Origin of the sequence: Streptomyces sp. 5K101 (assembly GCF_046506645.1) — a bacterium.
Lineage (GTDB): Bacteria > Actinomycetota > Actinomycetes > Streptomycetales > Streptomycetaceae > Streptomyces.
Window position 1 is genome coordinate 433444 of the sequence record NZ_JBKFFO010000002.1, and the last position, 19581, is coordinate 453024.

The window sequence follows — 19581 nt, forward strand, 5'->3', positions numbered from 1 at the left end:
TCAGTGCTCCTTGACCAGCTCGGCGTACGCGCCCTGGGCGGCGACGAGTTCCTCGTGCCGGCCGCGTTCGACGACCGTGCCGTGGTCGAGCACCACGATCTCGTCGCTGTCGCGCACGGTGCTCAGCCGGTGCGCGATCACGACGCACGCACAGCCGCGCCGGCGGATGTTGTCGATGATGACGCGCTCGGTCTCCGCGTCGAGGGCGCTGGTCACCTCGTCCAGCACGAGGATGCTCGGGCGGCGCACCAGGGCGCGGGCGATCTCCAGGCGCTGGCGCTGCCCGCCGGAGAAGTTGCGGCCGTCCTGTTCGACGCGGCTGTGGATGCCGTCCGGCCTGCGCCGGACGACGTCGAGGACGGCGGCGTCCTCCAGCGCGGCGACCACCGCCTCGTCGGTGAGCGAGGGGTCCCACAGCGCGACGTTGTCCCGGACGGTGCCCTCGAACAGGAAGATGTCCTGGTCGACGAAGGCGACGGAGGCGGCGACGGCGCTGCGGGAAATGTCCTCCAGCCGTTCGCCGTCGATCCGGATCGTCCCCTCCCACGGGGTGTACAGGCCCGAGATCAGGCGCGAGACCGTGGACTTGCCGCTGCCCGAGCCGCCGACGAGGGCGACCTGCCGGCCGGGCCCGACGGCGAGGGAGAAGCCGCTGAGCAGGGGTGCGTCGAGCGGGCTGTAGCCGAAAGAGATGTTCTCCAGCGTCACGTGGCCCTTGAGCCTGCGGGTGCTCGGGTCGGGCTCGTCGCGCGAGTACAGCGGGTCGACGGGGAAGTTCTCGACGTCCTTGAGCCGGGCGACGTCCGCGGCGAAGTCCTGGATGCGCCCGGCCACGCCGTTGAGGCGCGTGATGGGGGCGGTGAAGCGGGCGACGAGCGCCTGGAACGCGACGAGCAGGCCGATGGTGATGTGGCCCTCGACGGCCCGCAGGCCGCCGATCCACAGGATCAGCGCGCTGTTGAGGGTGGCCAGGGTGGGCGCGACGACGGACAGCACGGCGCTCGGCACGCCGAGGCGCTGCTGCACCTCCAGCGTGGTGGCGTGCTGGCCGGCCCAGCGGCGGAAGTAGCCGTCCTCGCCGCCGGTCGCCTTCATCGTCTCGATGAGCTGGAGACCGGTGTAGGAGGTGTTGGTGAGCCGGGCGTTGTCGGCGCGCAGTTTCTGCGTGTGGGTGGCCCGCAGCCGGACGACGATGCGCATGGCCACCACGTTGAGGAGCGCGATGAGCACGCCGACGACCGTGAGCTGGGGATCGTACGTCCACAGCAGCACGGCGTACAGGATGACCACGACGCCGTCGACGGCCGCCGCCGCGAGGTCGCGGGCCAGGGTCTCGGCCACCGCGTCGTTGGACTGGAGCCGTTGGACCAGGTCCGCGGGGCTGCGCTGGGCGAAGAAGGTGACGGGCAGCCTCAGCAGATGTCTGAGGAAGCGGGCGCTGCCCAGCGTGGACGAGATGATGCGCCCGCGCAGCAGGTTCGCCTGTTGCAGGCCGGTCAGTACGGCGGTGAGCGCCACGAGGGCCGCCAGCGAGGCGAACAGCGGCCCTAGCAGCGAGGTCTGTCCCCCGATCAGGAACATGTCGATGTACGTGCGGCTCAGCGCGGGCACCGCCGCGCCGACGGCGACGAGCAGGAGGCTGGCCAGCAGCGCGGCCAGCAGGGTGCCCGTGGTGCCGCGCAGCCGGGCGGGCACGGCCTTCATGATCCCGGGCCGGCGGCCGCCCTTGGTGAACGTGCGGTCGGGTTCGAAGACCAGGGCAACGCCGGTGAAGCTCGTGTCGAAGTCCTCCACGGACATGAAACGGCGCCCCTTGTCGGGGTCGTTGATGTGCACGCCGCGGCGGCCGAGGCGGCGGCCGGTGCCGTCGTAGACGACGTAGTGGTTGAACTCCCAGAACAGGATGGCCGGCGGCTGCACCTCGGCGAGGGCGGTGGCCTCCATCTGCATGCCCTTGGCCGCCAGGCCGTAGCTGCGGGCGGCCTTGAGGATGTTGCTGGCGCGTGAGCCGTCGCGGGAGACCCCGCAGGCGATGCGGAGTTCTTCGAGCGGCACATGCCGTCCGTAGTGCGCGAGCACCATGGCGAGCGCGGCGGCACCGCACTCGACGGCCTCCATCTGCAGGACGGTCGGCGTGCGGACGGGCTTGGGCTTCTGCTTCTGCTGCCGGCGGGGCGGCGGGGCGGCCCTGCGCGTACCGCGCCGTCCGCCGGGGGCCGGCTCGGGGCGGTGTCTGCGGCGGCCCGCGGGCGGCAGCTGCCGCTGGGCGGGGACGGTGTCGCGGTGTGTGCTCACGGCAGCAGCCAATCGATCGGATGCTGGGCGGCCAGGTGGATGTTGCCGCCGGCGAGGGTCATGGACTCGAGGGCGTACGGAGGGCCCTGCGAGGAGGACCAGTCGTAGCCGGACTCGGTGCCGGGGGACTTCTTCAGTTCGACCAGCACCGACACGGGCTGGCCGTCCTTGGAGAACTGCTCGCCCAGCTGGCTGCTGCCGAGGAATGCGGTGATGCGCTGGCGGGTCTGGGCGGTGCGGCCGACGGCCTTGACCCGGCCGCGCAGCACGCCGTACTCCTGCGCCGCCACGGACTGGACGGTGAGGTCGACGCGGGCGCCGAGGGACACGGCCGCGCCGCTCTGCGCGGGGACGTAGAGAACGGCCATCAGCGGGTCGTCCGGCTTGTCGACTCGTTCCACGGCGGCGACGTCGCTGCCGGTGGTGACGACGGAGCCGATCGCGGCGACGAGGGTGGTGAGCCGTCCGGCCGCGATCGTGCGCACGACGGCGTCGCCCTGCGCGGTGCGGACCTTGAGCAGGGGCGCGTCGGCCCCGACGCGGTCGCCCTCCTCGGCCAGCACCTCGGTGATCTGTCCCGAGACCGGGCTCTGCAGGACGTAACTGCCCTGGCCGTGGGTGAGGATGCCGGGTGCGGAGACGGTGGAGGTCACTGTCCCGGCGAAGGCCCAGACGGCGGCGGCGACCATGACGGCGACGGTCACGGCGAGGACGAGGAGGCCCTGCGGTCGCGCGAAGCGCACCGGGAGGTCGATGTCCTCCGGTGACTGCAGCTTGGAAAGGGCCTGTTGGCGGAACTGCACGACACTCTTCCCTCAACTGCCTGAACGGTACGGGTCCCCGGACTTTCCGGGGGCCGGAAACTGCGCACGGCCGTGCGCCCCGGAGCCTGGATCGTTCCGGGGCACACGGCTCGGCACTGCCGGCAGAGCGGGCCGGCGAGCCTTGAGAAGTCTTACAGACTGGCGACGAGGCCGTTCACCGGGCCGGTGATCGCGGCGGCGTTGATGCCGGTGGCACCCTCGACGACACCGGTGGCGGTGGCAACGGTGCCGGAGACCGGGGCGATGGTGTCAAGGGCGGCGACGGCGTTGCTCACCGTGGCGCTGTGCAGACCGCCGGCCACGTTGTCCAGCTCGCTGTCGGAGATCTCCTGGGTGGGGACGAAGTTCATGAGAAGCTTCCCTTCGGATGGATATTTCGAATTGACAGCGCCCGGTCGCACGGAATGAGCGTGTTGCCGGCCGCCCAGCGGGGTGGGGAGATTCCCGGATCCGGGAACCCAATGAAATCCCGCGGTGCGAAGGATCAAAACACGTAAGCGCGTTGAGCGGCCAATCGCGGTGACGACCGGGAGCCGGGATCCCGCCGCAATGGGTCGTCGTATTACCGCCGCGTGCACGCCCCTCCATGAATCGGTGCCACGTTCTTCACCTGATCGCCTCGCCGGACGTCGACGCGTGCGCTCCCTGCCGCGACGACGAAGGGGACATTCCCCCACAGAGTCAGATAATCGCTGGTCAGGGCGGGGCTGACGACGAGTAGACGGTGTGGTGCCTGCGCAGTCGCTGTGCAGATTCGCGACAGGGGAAGGTCACTTGACGGGGCGTCACGCGGCGTTCACGCACCGAGGGGCGCGGCGCGTGTGCCGCGCCCCTCGGACGGTGAATCGGATCACCGGGCCATTACGGTTCATAAGGCCGGTGCATTTTCGGATATGCCGGACCGGGTGGACCCGGCGTGGGGAAAAGCGAGGGAAATCAGCCGCCCGCGGTGATCTCGGGTGCAGCCGGGGTGATCCGGGCGTGCAGGGCTGCGGCATACGCTTCGTCGGGGTCGAGCCTGCGCAGTTCCTCCGCGATCAGCTCGGCCGTGGTGCGCACTTTCAGGGCGAGCACGCGGTTCGGCTGGCCCGGGATGGAGAGCCGGGCCACGGGCCCTTCGGGACGGTCGATGTGGATCTCGCCGTCGGCGGTGCGCAGGCGTACGGCCGTGACGACCGGGCCGGCGGTGACGACCTGTTCGACGGGCACACCGAGCCGGTCGGCGAACCAGCGGGCGAGCAGCTCGGCGCTGGGGTTCTCCGCCTCGCTCTCCACGACGGCCGAGACGACCTCCGCCCGCGCCTGGTCGAGCGCCGCCGCGAGCATGGAGCGCCACGGGGTGAGCCGCGTCCAGGCCAGGTCGGTGTCGCCCGGCTCGTAACCGGAGGCGCGCGCGGCCAGCTCCCGCAGCGGCTCCTCGACCGCGTACGCGTCGGTGATACGGCGCTGGGCGAGCGCGCCGAGGGCGTCCTTGGCAGGCACCGGCGGCGCGTCGACGGGCCACCAGACGACGACGGGCGCGTCGGGCAGCAACAAGGGGAGGACCACGGAGTCGGCGCGGTCCGCCAGTTCGCCGTGGAGCCGCAGCAGGACCGTCTCCCCCGCTCCCGCGTCGCCGCCCACACGGACCTCGGCGTCGAGGCGCGTGTCGTGGCGGTCGCGCGGGGAGCGGGCATGGCGCTTGATGACGACGAGCGTGCGCGACGGGTGCTCGCGCGAGGCGTCGCCGGCGGCCTTGATGGAGTCGTAGGCGTTCTCCTCGTCGGTGACGATGACGAGGGTGAGCACCATGCCGACGGCGGGCGTGCCGATGGCGCGGCGGGCCTGGACCAGGGCCTTGTTGATCTTGCTGGAGGTGGTGTCCGTGAGGTCGATCTTCATGGCCTGCGCCAGCTCCGTCCGTCTCGTGCGAGCATGTCGTCGGCTTCCTCCGGTCCCCAGGTGCCCGCGGCGTACTGGGCCGGGGAGCCGTTCGCGTCCCAGAACCGCTCGATGGGGTCGAGGATCTTCCAGGACTCCTCCACCTCCTCCGTGCGCGGGAAGAGGTTGGCGTCGCCCAGCAGGACGTCGAGGATCAGCCGCTCGTACGCCTCCGGGCTGGACTCGGTGAACGACTCGCCGTAGGCGAAGTCCATCGTCACGTCGCGCAGCTCCATCGAGGTGCCGGGCACCTTCGAGCCGAACCGCAGGGTCACGCCCTCGTCCGGCTGCACGCGGATGACCAGGGCGTTCTCGCCCAGCTCCGCCGTGGCCGTGGAGTCGAACGGGGAGTGCGGGGCGCGCTGGAAGACGACCGCGATCTCGGTGACGCGGCGGCCCAGCCGCTTGCCGGTGCGCAGGTAGAAGGGGACGCCCGCCCAGCGGCGGTTGTCGATCTCCAGCCTGAGCGCCGCATAGGTGTCGGTCTTCGACCGGGGTGCGATGCCCTCCTCCTGGAGGTATCCGATGACGCGCTCGCCGCCCTGCCAGCCGCCCGTGTACTGGGCGCGCACGGTGTGCCTGCCCAGGTCGTCGGGCACCTTGACGGCCTTGAAGACCTTCAGCTTCTCGGTGACGAGGGAAGCGGCGTCGAAGGACACCGGCTCCTCCATGGCGGTCAGCGCGAGCAGCTGGAGCAGGTGGTTCTGGATCACGTCACGGGCGGCGCCGATGCCGTCGTAGTAGCCGGCACGGCCGCCGATGCCGATGTCCTCGGCCATCGTGATCTGCACGTGGTCCACGAAGGACCGGTTCCAGACGGGCTCGAAGAGGGTGTTGGCGAAGCGCAGCGCCAGGATGTTCTGGACGGTCTCCTTGCCCAGGTAGTGGTCGATGCGGAAGACCTCGTCCGGGGCGAACACCTCGTGCACGATGGCGTTCAGCTCGCGGGCGCTGGCGAGGTCGTGGCCGAAGGGCTTCTCGATGACGGCACGCCGCCAGGAGCCGCGGGGCGCGTCGGAGAGTCCGTGGTCCTTGAGCTGCTGGACGACCTTGGGGAAGAACTTCGGCGGCACCGACAGGTAGAAGGCGAAGTTGCCGCCCGTGCCCTGTGCCTTGTCCAGGTCCTCGACCGTGGCCCTCAGCTGCTCGAAGGCCGCGTCGTCGTCGAAGTCTCCCTGGACGAACCGCATTCCGTCGGCCAGCTGCTGCCACACCTCCTCACGGAACGGCGTGCGCGCGTGCTCCATGACGGCGTCGTGGACCTCCTGGGCGAAGTCCTGGTCGGCCCAGTCCCGGCGGGCGAAGCCGATGAGCGAGAAGCCCGGCGGCAGCAGTCCGCGGTTGGCGAGGTCGTAGACGGCGGGCATCAGCTTCTTGCGGGAGAGGTCTCCGGTGACTCCGAAGATCACGAGTCCGGAGGGCCCGGCGATACGGGGCAGCCGCCGGTCGAGCGGGTCCCGCAGCGGATTCGCCCAGCCGCTGTTCTCTGACATGAGGGTCAGGCCTCCTTGAGCGAACGGCTTCGAGTGCGTTCCGTTTCCGAGGATCGCATCTCGCCCGATCTTGTGCGGCTACATCAGCGCAGCGACGCGTCGATCCATTCCCCTGCGGCCCGAACGGCGGCACACGCGGTGCGTCGCCCGGCGCCGGGCCGCCGGTCCGCCCGCCCGCAACACGCTCTTGCCCCTGGGCCCGTTGCGCCGAACAGTACGTGCCATGGCGACAGTTGTGCTGGTGGGGACGCTGGACACCAAGGGCGAGGAGTACGGCTGGCTGCGCGAGCGGCTGATCGACGGCGGGGTCGACGTGGTGGTCGTCGACACGGGGGTGGTCGGCCGGCCACGCTTCGCCGCGGACGTCCCGCGCGAGGAGGTGGCGCGCGCCGCCGGGACGGATCCGGCCGCGCTGCGTGCACAGGGGGACCGCGGGACGGCCGTGACGGCGATGGCCCGCGGGGCGGCCGAGGCCGTCGCGCGACTGTACGCGTCGGGCCGGCTGCACTGCGTCCTGGCGATCGGCGGCAGCGGCGGCACCTCCATCGCGACCCGTGCGATGCGCGGGCTGCCGCTGGGCGTACCGAAGTTGATGGTCTCCTCGATGGCGGCGGGAAACGTGTCGCCGTACGTGGGGACCACGGACATCACGATGATGTACAGCGTCGTCGACATCGCCGGGATCAACTCGGTCTCGGCGCCGGTCTTCGCGAACGCCGCCGACGCGGCAGTGGGCATGGCGAAGGGTTTCGCGGCGGGCCGCCGGGCGTTGGGCCCCGCCGATCTGGCCGCGGGCGAGCGGCCTGTGGTGGCGACGAGCATGGCGGGTGTGACGACGCCCGGCGTCGACGCGGCCCGGGCGCGGCTGACCGAGCTGGGCTACGAGGTCCTGGTGTTCCACGTCAGCGGGGCCGGCGGGCGGACGCTGGAGTCGCTGGCCGGTCAGGGGCTGTTCGCCGGCGTGCTCGACCTGACGCTGAGCGAGCTGGCGGACGACCTGACCGGCGGCATCCTGTCGGCGGGACCCGACCGGCTCACCGCCGCGGGGCACCACGGTGTGCCGCAGGTGGTGAGCCTGGGCGCGCTGGACATGCTGAAGTTCGGCCCGCCGGACACGCTTCCGGCCGCGATGCGCGACCGCCACGTCCTGGTGCACAACCCGTCGATCACCGTGGTCCGCACGACGGCGGAGGAGTGCGCCGAGCTGGGCCGGCGGGTCGCCGCGAAGCTCCGTGCGGCCGCGGGCCCGGCCGAGGGGTGCGTCCCGCTGCGCGGCCTGTCGACCCTGGGCGGCCCGGGCGGCCCGTACCACGACCCGGCGGCGGACGCGGCCCTGTTCGGCGCGCTGCGGGAGGGGCTGCGGGGCAGCGCGGTCACGGTGACCGGGCTGCGGGGCAGCGCGGTCACGGTGACCGACATCGACGCGGACATCAACGACGCGTCCTTCGGCCGGGCGGCGGCGGACCGCATGCACCGGATGATCATGCAGCGCCCGGCCGTCCGGACCTGACGGGGCCCGTGTCCGGCCGGGCATCGCGGGCCCGACGCGGCATCGCGGCCCGACGCGGCCCCGGCTCGGGCTGCCCATGCCGAACGCCGCACCTGGCTGGTGCCGGCGTCCCGGCCGGTTCACGGGCTCAGTTCGGCTGCGGCGGCAGCAGCTGCTCGGTCCACAGGGTCTTGCCCGACTCGGTGTACCTGCTCCCCCACCGGTGCGTGAGCTGGGCGATCAGGAAGAGTCCGCGGCCGCCCTCGTCGGTGAGGCGCGCCCGCCGCAGATGCGGATGGGTCTGGCTGGGGTCGGACACCTCGCACACCAGCCGCTGGTCCCGGATGAGCCGGACGCCGACCGGTCCGCCCGCGTACCGGATGGCGTTGGTGACCAGCTCGCTGACGATCAGTTCGGTGGTGAAGACGAGTTCGTCGAGGCCCCACCGCGCCAGCCGGCGGGCGACCTGTGCCCGCGCGTCCGCCACGACCTTCACGTCCGCCGGGAACTCCCAGGTGGCGACGGCCTCTTGAGGGGTGACGGCCACCCGGGCCAGCAGCAGGGCGGCGTCGTCGTCCGGAGGCTCGGCCAGGAACGGGACGAGCATCTCCCGGCCGATCTCGGGCACCGCCCGGGCCCCGTCGACGGCCTCCTCGCACAGGTACGTGGTCACCCGGCCCGCGCCGCCTGCCTCCGCGGACAGCGATCCGGCGGTGAACGCCATGAGGTCGCCCGGCCGGAGCTCCACCTCCACCGGTTCGAAGAGGGCGCCCTCCCTGCCCAGCGCGGGGCCGGCCGGCAGCTCGACCGGCGCGGCGCCGCCGGTGGCCCGGGCCAGCACGGGCGGCACGTGACCGGCGCTGGCCATCGTGCACCGCGCGCTGACCGGGTCGTAGACCGCGTACAGGCAGCTCGCCCCGCGGACGGTGCCCTCGGTGCCGCCCGACTGTTCGTCCTCCGCCAGCCGTACGACGAGGTCGTCGAGGTGGGTCAGCAGCTCGTCCGGCGGCGGGTCGAGATCGCTGAGCGTGCGCACGGCGGTGCGCAGGCTGCCCATCGCGGCGGCCGCGTTGAGGCTGTGGCCGCGCACGTGACCGGCGACGAAGGCGACCCGCGACGAGGAGAGCGTGATCACGTCGAACCAGCTGCCGCCGGTGCCGGCGAGCGTCCTGCCGGGCACGTAGATCCCCGCCGTCTCGGCGGCCGTCACCTTCAGCAGCGGGCGCGGCAGCAGACTGCGCTGCAGGGTCTCGGCGGTGCGGCGTTCACGCGTGTACCGGCGGGCGTTGTCGATGGCGAGCCCGGCCCGGGAGCAGATGTCCTCCGCGACGGCGGCGTCCTCGGCGTCGAACGGGACCCGGTCGCCGCTCCGCCAGACCGAGATCGCGCCGAGGACGTGCCCGCGGGCCTGCAGGGGCACCACCATGTACGAGGCGGCACGGTCGGTGAGCACGAGACGCACCCGGTCCGGGTCGTCGGCGATCCTGGGCCGCAGCTCCGCCAGGTCGGCGACGATGACGGCGGACCCGAGCCGCAGCCGGTCGCTCTCGTAGCCCCGTACGCGGATGACGGAGCCGGGCGGGTACAGCTCGTCGGGCCATCCGCCCTCGGCCGCGACGGCCGCGACCCGGCACAGCGGCGCCCCCGTCGCGAAGGCGCCCGGTTCCTCGCCCACCAGCACGGTCTCCGTGATGTCCACGGCGGCCAGGTCGGCGAACGCCGGGACCAGCAGGTCCGCCAGCACCTGTGCGTTGCGGGAGACCTCCAGCGACCGGCCGAGCGCGGAGGCCGCCGTGGCGACGAGTGCCGCGCGTCTGCGGGAGCGTTCGTGCTCGGTCACGTCGGTGAACGTCACGGCGACGCCGCGCACGGCTCCCTCGGCGCCCGGCAGCCTGACCGCGGACAGCGAGATGGTCCGCTCGCGTTCGGGGGCTGCGGCGAACCGCGCCGAGGTGACGAAGTCGACGAGCGGCTCGCCGGTCGTGGCGACACGGCGGAGCCGGTCCTCGACGACCTCGGCGTCCTCGGCCACCAGCAGCTCCCCGAGCCGCATCCCGAGGGCGCCGCCGGAGGGATCGTGCCGCGCCGACGAGAACCGCACGTCTCCGGGCAGCGGGGTGACGCGCGTCAGGCGCAGCTCCGTGTCGTGGATGGCGAGCCCGATGCCCGTCTGGGAGAACAGTGCGCCGACGAGGGCCTCGTTCTCCTCGCGCCGGTCGGCGTGTTCCGCGGCGGTGATCCGCAGCAGGAACCGCGCAGGCAGCGACCCGTCGATCGGCAGCAGATCGAGTTGCACGGGGACCGGACCGGCGGGGCCGCGGACCGAGGCACGCATTGAGCGGGGGCGGTCGTCGGGCGTGGTGCCCCGCAGTCGTGTCCAGTCGCCCTCTTCGGTGAAGAGCACGCCGACGTCGCGTCCGCCGATCCCGGCTGCGGGGGCTGCGAGCAGCTCGGCGGCGGCTTCCGTGCAGGCGAGCACGGTACCGGCGTCGTCGAGCACGAGCAGTGCGCCGTCCTCCGGGCGGTCCGGTCCGCTGCCGGGGCCATGGCCGCTGGTGCTCACTCGTCGATCACTCCCAGGGGGCCGTCGGTCCCTGCCCGGTGCCGGTGCACGACCGGCCTCGGGCGGCGCCCCGTCCCGGCCGGTGTCCGGCGACGGCTCTGCGCTCGTGCCACGCGCCTCTCATTGAACTCCAACGGCCCCGCCGCCGCTCGGCGAACGCGGCGACGCGCCGGTGCGTCGAAAATGCGCGCGGCACACGCGCATGATCGGCGTTTCGGCGGGTACCGCGTAGGGCCCCCGGTCCCGGTACGGCCGGCAGATGCCACGGCGTTTCGTCGGGGTTCGTCGCCCTGGGGTACGGGCCGGGCAGAGAACGACGGCACGAAGGAGGTGCGCTCTCCATGGAGCGTGGCAGCAACCGCGTGAGCCCGCGCAAGGACGACGAGATGAAGCACGAGGTGCAGGACTACCTGCGGTCACGGCAGCAGCACACCCGCATCGAGCTGGCGAACGACCCCGAGCCGGGTGCGGACGACGCCGGGCTCGGCGCGTCCGAGGAGGCCGGCGGCCCCGGCCCCCGGCGTATGCGCGAGCGCTGAGGCGGACGGCGAGCCGGGGCGGGCCCGGACGGCCGGGCTCATCCCTTGCCCGACGTCAACAGGCGCTCCAGGTCCCGCGACGCCTGGCGGGCCCGGTGGCGCGCCGACGACGCCGCGGCGTCCGCCGTACGGGCCCGGTCGCGTGCCGCGCGGGCCTCCTTCTCTGCGGCGCGCAGGTCAGACCTGGCCTCTGTCAGCTCCTCGGTCAGCGCCTCGACCCGTTCGGCCGCCCCCGCTGTCCGTGCCTCCGCGCGCTCGCTCTCCTCGGCGGCCCGCGCGTGCTCCGCCTCGCGGTCACGCGCTTCCTGTTCAGCCGATTCGGCCGCCCTACGGGCCTGCTCCCGCTCCTCGCGACGGGCCTTGTCCTCCTGTGCCCGACGGGCCTCGTCCCGTTCCGCGCGCCGCTCCCGCTCACGCCGACCCGCCGTGCGTTCCCCGGCCTCGGCCTGTGCCTTCCCGCCCGGCTCGGGCGCGCGGGCGCGGTCCGCCACGACGCCGGGGCCGGCCACCGCGGCCGCGAATCCCACGGGCGGCGTCAGCGGCCGGTCGAGATGGCCCGCCGCCCATTCCTCGGCCGCCGCCGGGTCGGCGAGCACGGCGTGCAGGGTGCCCTCGATCTCCCGCAGGGCGGCCTCCCCCACCTGCTGCCCTTCCGCCGCGGCCAGGTCGCGTGCCTCGCGGGCGAGCGCGGCGACCAGGAGGTGCTGCTGCCGGCTCAGCTCGCGCAGCTGCTCGCCGTCGAGGCCGCGGTGGGCGCTGCGCAGGCCCTCGCCGAGGCCGAGCAGCGGCTGGACCCGTTCCGGGTCGCGGCGCACCAGGAGGTTGCCCGCCCAGGCCGAGACGGTGGGGCGCCGCAGCGCCTTGATGCGCTGCGCGAGGCGGGCGTCCCCGGCCCTGCGGGCCTCGGCCGCACGCGCGTTGCGCGCCGCGGTGAAGTCCTGCGGGCGCAGCCCGTACAGCTCGTCGAGGATGCTCTGAAGGTCCACGGTCCTCCTTGCGGCCCCGTCGCCCCCTGCCCTCGTCCGGAAGGGCTCACGACCAGGATGGCCCACGCCCTCGGTTCGCCGTACCGACGCCGTGCGGTGCGGCGTATGCGCGCCTCCGGGAGACCGCGCTCAGGCTCCGTCGGCCGCCGCGCGCAGGGCCGCCACGTCCAGCTTGCCCATGGAGAGCATCGCCTTCATCACCCGCTGGGCGCGCTCGGCGTCGGGGTCCCTCAGCAGCTCCTCCAGCACGGCCGGCACCACCTGCCACGACAGCCCGTACTTGTCCTTGAGCCACCCGCACGGGCCCTCCTGCCCGCCCTCGGACAGCGCGGTCCAGTAGTAGTCGACCTCCTCCTGGTCGGCGCAGTCGATCAGGAAGGACACCGCCTCGTCGAAGGTGAACTCGGGACCGCCGTTGATCGCGGTGTACGGCTGGCCGTCGAGCACGAAGTCCACGGTCAGCACGGTCCCGGCCGGACGCGGACCCGCCTCTCCGTAGTAGGAGACGTGGGTGATCCGGGAGTTGGGGAAGACCGAGACGTAGAACTCGGCGGCCTCCTTGCCCTGCGTGTCGAACCAGAGATTGGGCGTGATCCTGGGCATGTCGTTCTCCTGACCGGGTGGGTCGGACGGTTCCGTGACGGTTCAGACCGCCCGGCCGTCCGGAACTCATCGTCGCCCGCCGCCGGACCTCCCGGAAGGGTCACCGAGTGCGCGGCCCGTGGTCCCGGCGGAGGATGGAAGCGATGACCGGATCCGTGACGCTGATCAGTGAGAGCCCGGAGGACCCGTTCTCGCTGGGTCGCGCAGTCTCCGTGGTGCTGGATCCGCACGGGCGGGTCACCGGCTGGAGCGACCGCGCCGAGGCGCTGCTCGGCTACTCGGCCCGCGAGGCCCTCGGCCGGGACGCCGTCGAACTGCTGGTGGACCCTCAGGACGAGGCGGTCGTCCTGGAGGGCGCGGCGGCGTGCGTGCGCGACCGGGGCTGGTTCGGGGTGGTGCCCGTACGCGTCAAGGAGGGGCGCACCCTCGGTTTCGGGGTCCGCGCCCGGTTCGTGACGCGGGACGGCGGGGACACGGAGTGGTTCCTGGTCGGTGCCCCGGCGGCCGAGGTCGTTCAGTGGGAGATCGACCGCTCGGTGATGGACGGCCTCTTCCGCAGGTCCCCGATCGGGCTCGCGGTCCACGACACCGATCTGACCATCCTGCGCATCAACCGGGCGATCGCCCGTATCGGCGGCATCGAGGCGGAGCAGGCGCGCGGGTTCCGGATCGGGGACTTCCTCGTCCGCGCGGACGCGGACACGGTGGACGACCGGCTGCGGGAGGTGCTGGACACCGGCGAGCCGCTGATCTTCACCGAGCAGTCCTGCCGGCTGCTCGCCGCGCCCGCCAGAGAGCGGATGGTCGACGTGTCCGCGTTCCGCCTGGAGGACTCCACAGGCCGGGTGCTCGGAGTCACCCAGCTGGTCGAGGACGTCACCGACCGCTACCGGGCCCGGCGCAGGCTGGCGCTGCTCAGCGCCGCGGGTGCGGGGATCGGCACGACGCTGGACGTGGGGACGACCGCTTCGGAGCTCGCGGAGGCGGCCGTGCCGGGACTGGCCGACTGCGTCTCGGTCGACCTGCTGGAACAGGTCAGCCGCGGCGAGGAGCCGGTTCCGGACAGCAGGGGAGACGCGGTGCGCAGGACGGCGCTGCACAGCGTCGAACCCGAATCCGAAGGGATCATGTTCCCGGTGGGCACGCTCACCACCTTCGCTCCGGGCACACCGCAGGCGCGCTGCCTGTCCGGACGGCGTCCCGTCCTCGAACCCTTCGTCGACCTGTCGAAGGCGCTGGCGGGTCTGGGCCGCGCGGAGGCCGCGGCGCGGCGCGGAGTGCACTCGCTGATGGTGGTGCCCCTCACCGCGCGCGGTCTCGTGCTCGGGTGCATGAGCCTGTGGCGCTCCCGGCTGCCCGAGCCGTTCGAGCAGGACGACCTGACGCTCGCGGGCGAACTGGCCGCGCGGGCCGCCGTGTCCATCGACAACGCACGCCGGTTCACACAGCAGCGCAGGACGGCGCTGGCCCTGCAGAGGCGGCTGATGCCGCGGGAAATGCCGGAGCATCCCGCGGTCCTCGTCGCCCATCGCTACCGTCCGGCCGGCGGCGCGGCCGGGGTCGGCGGCGACTGGTTCGACGTGGTCCCCCTGTCCGGTGCGCGGGTGGCCCTCGTCATCGGCGACGTGGTGGGGCACGGCATCAACGCGGCCGCGACCATGGGGCGTCTGCGTACGGCGGTGCACACCCTGGCCGACCTGGATTTCGAACCGGACGAGGTCCTCTCCCATCTCGACGACCTCGTCACCCGTCTCGCCGGCGAGCAGGAGCCGGACGACGAGGGAGCGGCCGGGGAGCAAGTGGTGGGCGCGACCTGCCTGTACGCGGTGTACGACCCGGTGGCCCGGCAGTGCTGCATCGCGCGGGCCGGGCATCCGCCGCCCGCGGTGGTGGGTCCCGACGGTGCCGTGACCGTTCCGGAGCTGCCCATCGGGCCGCCGCTGGGCCTCGGCGGACTGCCGTTCGAGACCGCGGAACTGACGCTGCCGGAGGGCAGTGTGGTCGCGCTCTACACGAACGGGCTCGTCGAGGGCGAGGAGCACGACATGGAGGCGGGGATCGCCCGCCTGTGCGCGGTGCTCGGCGGGTCCGGCGGGCGGCAGCTGGACGACATGGCCGAGGATGTCGTCGACGCGCTGCTGCCCGCCCGGCCGAGTGACGACGTGGCGCTCCTGCTGGCACGCACGAGCAGGCTTTCGCCGGATCTCGTCGCGACGTGGGAGCTCACCGCGGAGGCCACGGCGCCCTCGAAGGCCCGTCGGCTGACGGCCGACCAGCTGGCTGTGTGGGGCCTGGAGGAGCTGGTGTTCACGACCGAGCTGATCGTCAGCGAGCTCGTGACCAACGCGTACCGCTACGCCGGGGGCCCGGTGACGCTGCGGCTGATCCACCATCACCGGTTGATCTGCGAGGTCAGCGACCCGAGCAGCACCTCCCCCCACCTGCGGCGCGCCCGCTCCACCGACGAGGGCGGCCGCGGCCTGCTGCTCGTCGCCCAGCTGACGGAGCGCTGGGGCACGCGGCATGCGCGCGAGGGCAAGACGGTGTGGACGGAGCAACTGCTCCCCCCGACACCGGGCAGCCCGGTCCTGTGACCCCGACGCGCGCGCCGTCGGCCGCGCGGCCGCCGCACGACGGTCGCGCCACGACACCCAGCGCGGCTACGGAGACGGCAGCCGCCGACGGCGTCGCGGCGGAGGCGCGGCATCGCCTCCCGCCGGCCCCGCCCGTCACGCCGGGGCCGGGGTGGCCGTCGGGGGCGTCGGCGTGGGGGGAAGGGTGGGCGTGAGCGCCGCGGTGACGGCGTCGGCGCGGCGGGCGAAGACGCGCAGGCCGGAGCCGTCCGTACCGGCCTTGAGCAGCCGCCGCGCCGACGCCACCGTGGCCACCGCCGACAGCGTCATGCCCGCCTGGCCGCACTGCCGGTGCGCCCGCAGCACGGCGCTGAGCGCCGCCGCGCTGATCACGGACGTCCGGAGCTCGATCACCACGGCTCGCGGCAGATGGGACCGGACGACTTCTGCGAGCTGCTGCGACACCGTGGCGCGGTCGCTGATCATGACGTCGCCGTGGAGCGTGACGACCAGTACGCCACGGTCGAGCGTGTGGGTGAGCACCATGAGCCATCCGATCCGGGGGTTTTTGGGATTTGCCTCATTTAGGGGCCCGGCGGACGCCGCCGCAACACGCCACACCACAACCGGGCGAACCACCCCCCGCCCACACCCTCCGACCAGCGCTTTCCCCGGGATGGCGCGACTCGTCTCCTTGACCCCGACCACCGCGCCGTTGACATCACGGTTCGCCCCGGTTTCACCCCGCCGTGTCCGGACCGTGATCCTCAATTTCAGCTCAGATGTGGTGACGAACCCGCACCCCCTTCTCTAGGGTCCTCACAATCGAGAGCGGCGGATCAGGGACCACGGTCTCGGTGCGGGAGCAACACGCAGCCCCCACGGGCGTCACAGGCTCCCCCGGATCGTTGGAACAGAGGATGTCGCACCATGAAGTCCCGTAAGCCGGCCACGTTCGCGGCGATCACCGTGATCGCGGTCGCTCTCACCGCCACCTCCTGCAGCGGCGAGGAGAGTTCCCCCGGTGACTCTCCGTCCAGCAGCACGCGTTCCCTGGACCAGCCCAAGCTGCCCACCTACAAGGTCGCCACGGACGTCTCGTTCGACTCCCCGACCCTGGCCCGGGCGCAGGAGGCCGGCAAGCTCGTGATCGGCGTCAAGAACGACCAGCCCTTCCTCGGCTACCAGGACGAGAACGGCCAGCGGTCCGGCTTCGACATCGAGATCGCCAAGATGGTCGCCGCGGACCTCGGCTTCGCGCCCCGTCTGATCCAGTTCAAGACGATCGACACCCGCAGCCGTGAAGCGGCCATCGCCAACGGCGAGGTGGACCTGTACGTCGGCACGTACACCATCAACGACGAGCGCAAGAAGAAGGTCGGATTCGCCGGCCCGTACTTCATGGCCGGCGCCGACCTGCTGGTCCGCAAGGACGACCGCACCATCGGCGGCCCGTACTCCCTCCAGGGCAAGACGGTCTGCTCGGTCAAGGGCGCGACCGCCCTGCGGGAGATCCAGAAGCCCGAGTACAACACCCGGACCGTCGAGACGAACAAGTACAGCGAGTGCGTCAAGCGGCTCCTCGACGGCGACGTCGACGCCGTGACCACGGACGACGCCATCCTCATGGGCTACGCGGCGCAGGCGCCGGACAAGCTGAAGGTCGTCGGCAACCCGTTCACCGAGGAGCCGTACGGCATCGGGATGGCCAAGGACGACAAGGCGCTGCGCAACGCGGTGTCGGACTCCATCGAGGCGCACGACGCGAGCGGCGACCACGAGAAGGCGTACGACGCGACGCTGGGTCTGTCGGGCTCCAAGTACGCCGGTACCCCGCTCGTCGAACGCTACTGAGACACCGTCACGAAGGGGCGGCCACCCGGTCATCGGGTGGCCGCCCCTTCGTCGTGCGGCTGCCCTTCGTCGTGCGGCCGCCGTCGTGGCGCACGAGCCGCCCCGTCGCAGGCGCACAGCCGCCCGCGCCCGGCAACGGGTCCGCCCCGGCTGGGCGCGGTGCCGGCCGGGGCGGATCGGGGTGCGGCGGCGTCAGCCGAGCGTGGCGAGCGCCTGATTGAAGGTGGCCGAGGGACGCATCACGGCCGCGGCCTTGGCCGGGTCGGGCTGGTAGTAGCCGCCGATGTCGGCCGGGGAGCCCTGGACGGCGATCAGCTCGTCGACGATGGTCCGCTCCTGCTCGCTCAGCGTCTTGGCCAGGGGCCCGAACGCCTCCGCGAGCCGCCCGTCGACGGTCTGCCGGGCCAGCTCCTGCGCCCAGTACAGGGCCAGGTAGAAGTGGCTGCCACGGTTGTCGATGCCACCGAGCCTGCGGCTGGGCGACTTGTCCTCGTTGAGGAAGGTGCCGGTCGCACGGTCCAGCGTGTCGGCGAGGACCTTGGCGCGGGCGTTGCCCGTGGTCGTCGCGAGGTGCTCGAAGCTGACCGCCAGCGCGAGGAACTCGCCCAGGCTGTCCCAGCGCAGGTAGTTCTCCTTGACGAGCTGCTGCACGTGCTTCGGGGCGGAGCCGCCGGCGCCCGTCTCGAAGAGGCCGCCGCCGTTCATCAGCGGGACGACCGACAGCATCTTGGCGCTGGTGCCCAGCTCCAGGATCGGGAACAGGTCGGTCAGGTAGTCGCGCAGCACGTTGCCGGTGACGGAGATGGTGTTCTCGCCGCGGCGGATGCGCTCGACGGAGAACCTGGTCGCCTCGACCGGGGACAGGATCCTGATGTCCAGGCCCTCGGTGTCGTGCTCCGACAGGTACGCCGTGACCTTCTCGATCAGCTGCGCGTCGTGCGCGCGGCCCTCGTCCAGCCAGAAGACGGCCGGGTCGCCGGTGGCGCGCGCGCGGGTGACCGCGAGCTTCACCCAGTCCTTGATCGGGGCGTCCTTGGTCTGGCACATGCGGAAGATGTCGCCGGCGCCGACGACCTGCTCCAGCACGGCGTTGCCGTCGGCGTCGACGACGCGCACGGTGCCGGTGGTCGGGATCTCGAAGGTCTTGTCGTGGCTGCCGTACTCCTCGGCCTTCTGTGCCATCAGGCCGACGTTGGGTACGGAGCCCATGGTGGCCGGGTCGTAGGCGCCGTTGGCGCGGCAGTCGTCGATGACGGCCTGGTAGACGCCCGCGTAGCTGCTGTCCGGGAGGACGGCGAGGGTGTCGGCCTCCTGGCCGTCGGGGCCCCACATGTGGCCCGAGGTGCGGATCATGGCCGGCATGGAGGCGTCGACGATGACGTCGCTCGGCACGTGCAGGTTGGTGATGCCGCGGTCGGAGTCGACCATCGCGAGGGCCGGGCCCTCGGCGAGCTCGGCGTCGAAGGACGCCTTGATCTCGGCGCCCTCGGGCAGGGCCTCGAGGCCCTTGAAGAGGCCGCCGAGGCCGTCGTTCGGGGTGAGACCGGCCTTGGCGAGCGCCTCGCCGTACTGCGCGAAGGTCTTCGGGAAGAAGGCGCGCACGACGTGGCCGAAGACGATGGGGTCGGAGACCTTCATCATCGTGGCCTTCAGGTGCACGGAGAACAGCACGCCCTCCGCCTTGGCGCGCGCGACCTGGGCGGTGAGGAACTCGCGCAGCGCGGCGACGCGCATGACGGACGCGTCGACGACCTCGCCCGCGAGGACGGGGACGGACTCGCGCAGCACGGTGGTGGAGCCGTCGTCACCCTTGAGCTCGATGCGCAGGGTGCCGTCCTCGGCGACGACCGCGGACTTCTCGGTGGAGCGGAAGTCGTCGACGCCCATGGTGGCGACGTTCGTCTTCGAGTCGGCGGTCCACGCGCCCATCCGGTGCGGGTGCGCCTTGGCGTAGTTCTTGACCGAGGCGGGGGCGCGGCGGTCGGAGTTGCCCTCGCGCAGGACCGGGTTGACGGCGCTGCCCTTGACCTTGTCGTAGCGGGCGCGGATGTCGCGCTCCTCGTCGGTCTTCGGGTCGTCCGGGTAGTCCGGCAGCGCGTAGCCCTGCTCCTGGAGCTCGGCGACGGCGGCCTTCAGCTGCGGGATCGAGGCCGAGATGTTCGGCAGCTTGATGATGTTCGCGCTCGGCGTCTTGGCCAGCTCGCCCAGCTCGGCGAGGGCGTCGTCGATGCGCCGGCCCTCTTCGAGGTACTCGGGGAACTGGGAGATGATCCGTCCCGCGAGCGAGATGTCACGGGTCTCCACGGTGACACCGGCCGTCGAGGCGTACGCCTGGACCACGGGCAGGAACGAGTACGTCGCCAGGGCGGGCGCCTCGTCAGTGTGCGTATAGATGATGGTCGAGTCAGTCACCGGGTGCTCCGCTCTCCACGTCTGCAACAT

The 19581-nt window shown here is 72.4% G+C and carries 14 protein-coding genes; 4 read left to right on the forward strand and 10 right to left on the reverse strand.

The annotated features are described in order from the left end of the window. The 5 genes from ACLB9X_RS04950 to zwf all read right to left on the reverse strand — a co-directional run bounded on the left by ACLB9X_RS04950 (position 1) and on the right by zwf (position 6532). Complete coding sequence (locus ACLB9X_RS04950) at positions 1-2295, reverse strand: NHLP family bacteriocin export ABC transporter peptidase/permease/ATPase subunit (protein WP_410358971.1); 2295 nt, start codon at positions 2293-2295, stop codon at positions 1-3. Further along, complete coding sequence (locus ACLB9X_RS04955) at positions 2292-3098, reverse strand: HlyD family efflux transporter periplasmic adaptor subunit (RefSeq protein WP_410358972.1); 807 nt, start codon at positions 3096-3098, stop codon at positions 2292-2294. Before ACLB9X_RS04955 ends, ACLB9X_RS04950 begins: the two co-directional genes overlap by 4 nt. A 152-nt stretch (positions 3099-3250) precedes the next feature. Continuing rightward, complete coding sequence (locus ACLB9X_RS04960; protein ID WP_410358973.1) at positions 3251-3469, reverse strand: type A2 lantipeptide; 219 nt, start codon at positions 3467-3469, stop codon at positions 3251-3253. Between the two features lie 586 nt (positions 3470-4055). After that, on the reverse strand, positions 4056-5000 hold the full coding sequence (gene opcA / locus ACLB9X_RS04965; RefSeq protein WP_410358974.1) for a glucose-6-phosphate dehydrogenase assembly protein OpcA: 945 nt from the start codon (positions 4998-5000) through the stop codon (positions 4056-4058). Continuing rightward, positions 4997-6532, reverse strand: coding sequence for a glucose-6-phosphate dehydrogenase (zwf, locus tag ACLB9X_RS04970; protein ID WP_410358975.1), 1536 nt, complete (start codon positions 6530-6532; stop codon positions 4997-4999). Before zwf ends, opcA begins: the two co-directional genes overlap by 4 nt. A gap of 223 nt (positions 6533-6755) precedes the next feature. On the opposite strand from zwf, the gene ACLB9X_RS04975 reads away from it, so the two are divergent. Continuing rightward, positions 6756-8042 carry a Tm-1-like ATP-binding domain-containing protein gene (locus ACLB9X_RS04975; RefSeq protein WP_410358976.1) on the forward strand — a complete coding sequence of 429 codons (1287 nt, stop codon included), beginning with the start codon at positions 6756-6758 and terminating at the stop codon, positions 8040-8042. Positions 8043-8169: 127 nt separating this feature from the next. Here ACLB9X_RS04975 and ACLB9X_RS04980 read toward each other — a convergent pair whose 3' ends face one another. Further along, positions 8170-10584, reverse strand: coding sequence for a SpoIIE family protein phosphatase (locus ACLB9X_RS04980; protein WP_410358977.1), 2415 nt, complete (start codon positions 10582-10584; stop codon positions 8170-8172). Between the two features lie 341 nt (positions 10585-10925). On the opposite strand from ACLB9X_RS04980, the gene ACLB9X_RS04985 reads away from it, so the two are divergent. Then, on the forward strand, positions 10926-11123 hold the full coding sequence (locus tag ACLB9X_RS04985) for a hypothetical protein (protein ID WP_410358978.1): 198 nt from the start codon (positions 10926-10928) through the stop codon (positions 11121-11123). Between the two features lie 38 nt (positions 11124-11161). On the opposite strand, the gene ACLB9X_RS04990 is transcribed toward ACLB9X_RS04985, so the two are convergent. Together ACLB9X_RS04990 and ACLB9X_RS04995 are read right to left on the reverse strand one after the other, a co-directional pair. Continuing rightward, complete coding sequence (locus ACLB9X_RS04990) at positions 11162-12109, reverse strand: hypothetical protein (protein ID WP_410358979.1); 948 nt, start codon at positions 12107-12109, stop codon at positions 11162-11164. Between the two features lie 129 nt (positions 12110-12238). Beyond that, positions 12239-12712 carry a VOC family protein gene (locus ACLB9X_RS04995; protein ID WP_410358980.1) on the reverse strand — a complete coding sequence of 158 codons (474 nt, stop codon included), beginning with the start codon at positions 12710-12712 and terminating at the stop codon, positions 12239-12241. A gap of 143 nt (positions 12713-12855) precedes the next feature. On the opposite strand from ACLB9X_RS04995, the gene ACLB9X_RS05000 reads away from it, so the two are divergent. Continuing rightward, positions 12856-15306, forward strand: coding sequence for a SpoIIE family protein phosphatase (locus tag ACLB9X_RS05000; RefSeq protein WP_410358981.1), 2451 nt, complete (start codon positions 12856-12858; stop codon positions 15304-15306). 135 nt (positions 15307-15441) lie between these two features. Here the strand turns inward: ACLB9X_RS05000 and ACLB9X_RS05005 are convergent, their stop codons facing one another. Next, positions 15442-15831 (reverse strand): hypothetical protein, encoded by a 390-nt coding sequence (locus ACLB9X_RS05005; RefSeq protein WP_410358982.1) that lies wholly within the window; start codon positions 15829-15831, stop codon positions 15442-15444. A gap of 384 nt (positions 15832-16215) precedes the next feature. Between ACLB9X_RS05005 and ACLB9X_RS05010 the strand changes: the two genes are divergently transcribed. After that, the gene (locus tag ACLB9X_RS05010) at positions 16216-17139 is read left to right on the forward strand and encodes a glutamate ABC transporter substrate-binding protein (RefSeq protein ID WP_410358983.1); all 924 of its coding nucleotides are present in this window, start codon (positions 16216-16218) and stop codon (positions 17137-17139) included. A gap of 192 nt (positions 17140-17331) precedes the next feature. Here the strand turns inward: ACLB9X_RS05010 and ACLB9X_RS05015 are convergent, their stop codons facing one another. Continuing rightward, positions 17332-19551, reverse strand: a complete 2220-nt coding sequence (locus ACLB9X_RS05015) for an NADP-dependent isocitrate dehydrogenase (RefSeq protein WP_410358984.1) — start codon at positions 19549-19551, stop codon at positions 17332-17334. Between the last annotated feature and the right edge of the window lie 30 nt (positions 19552-19581).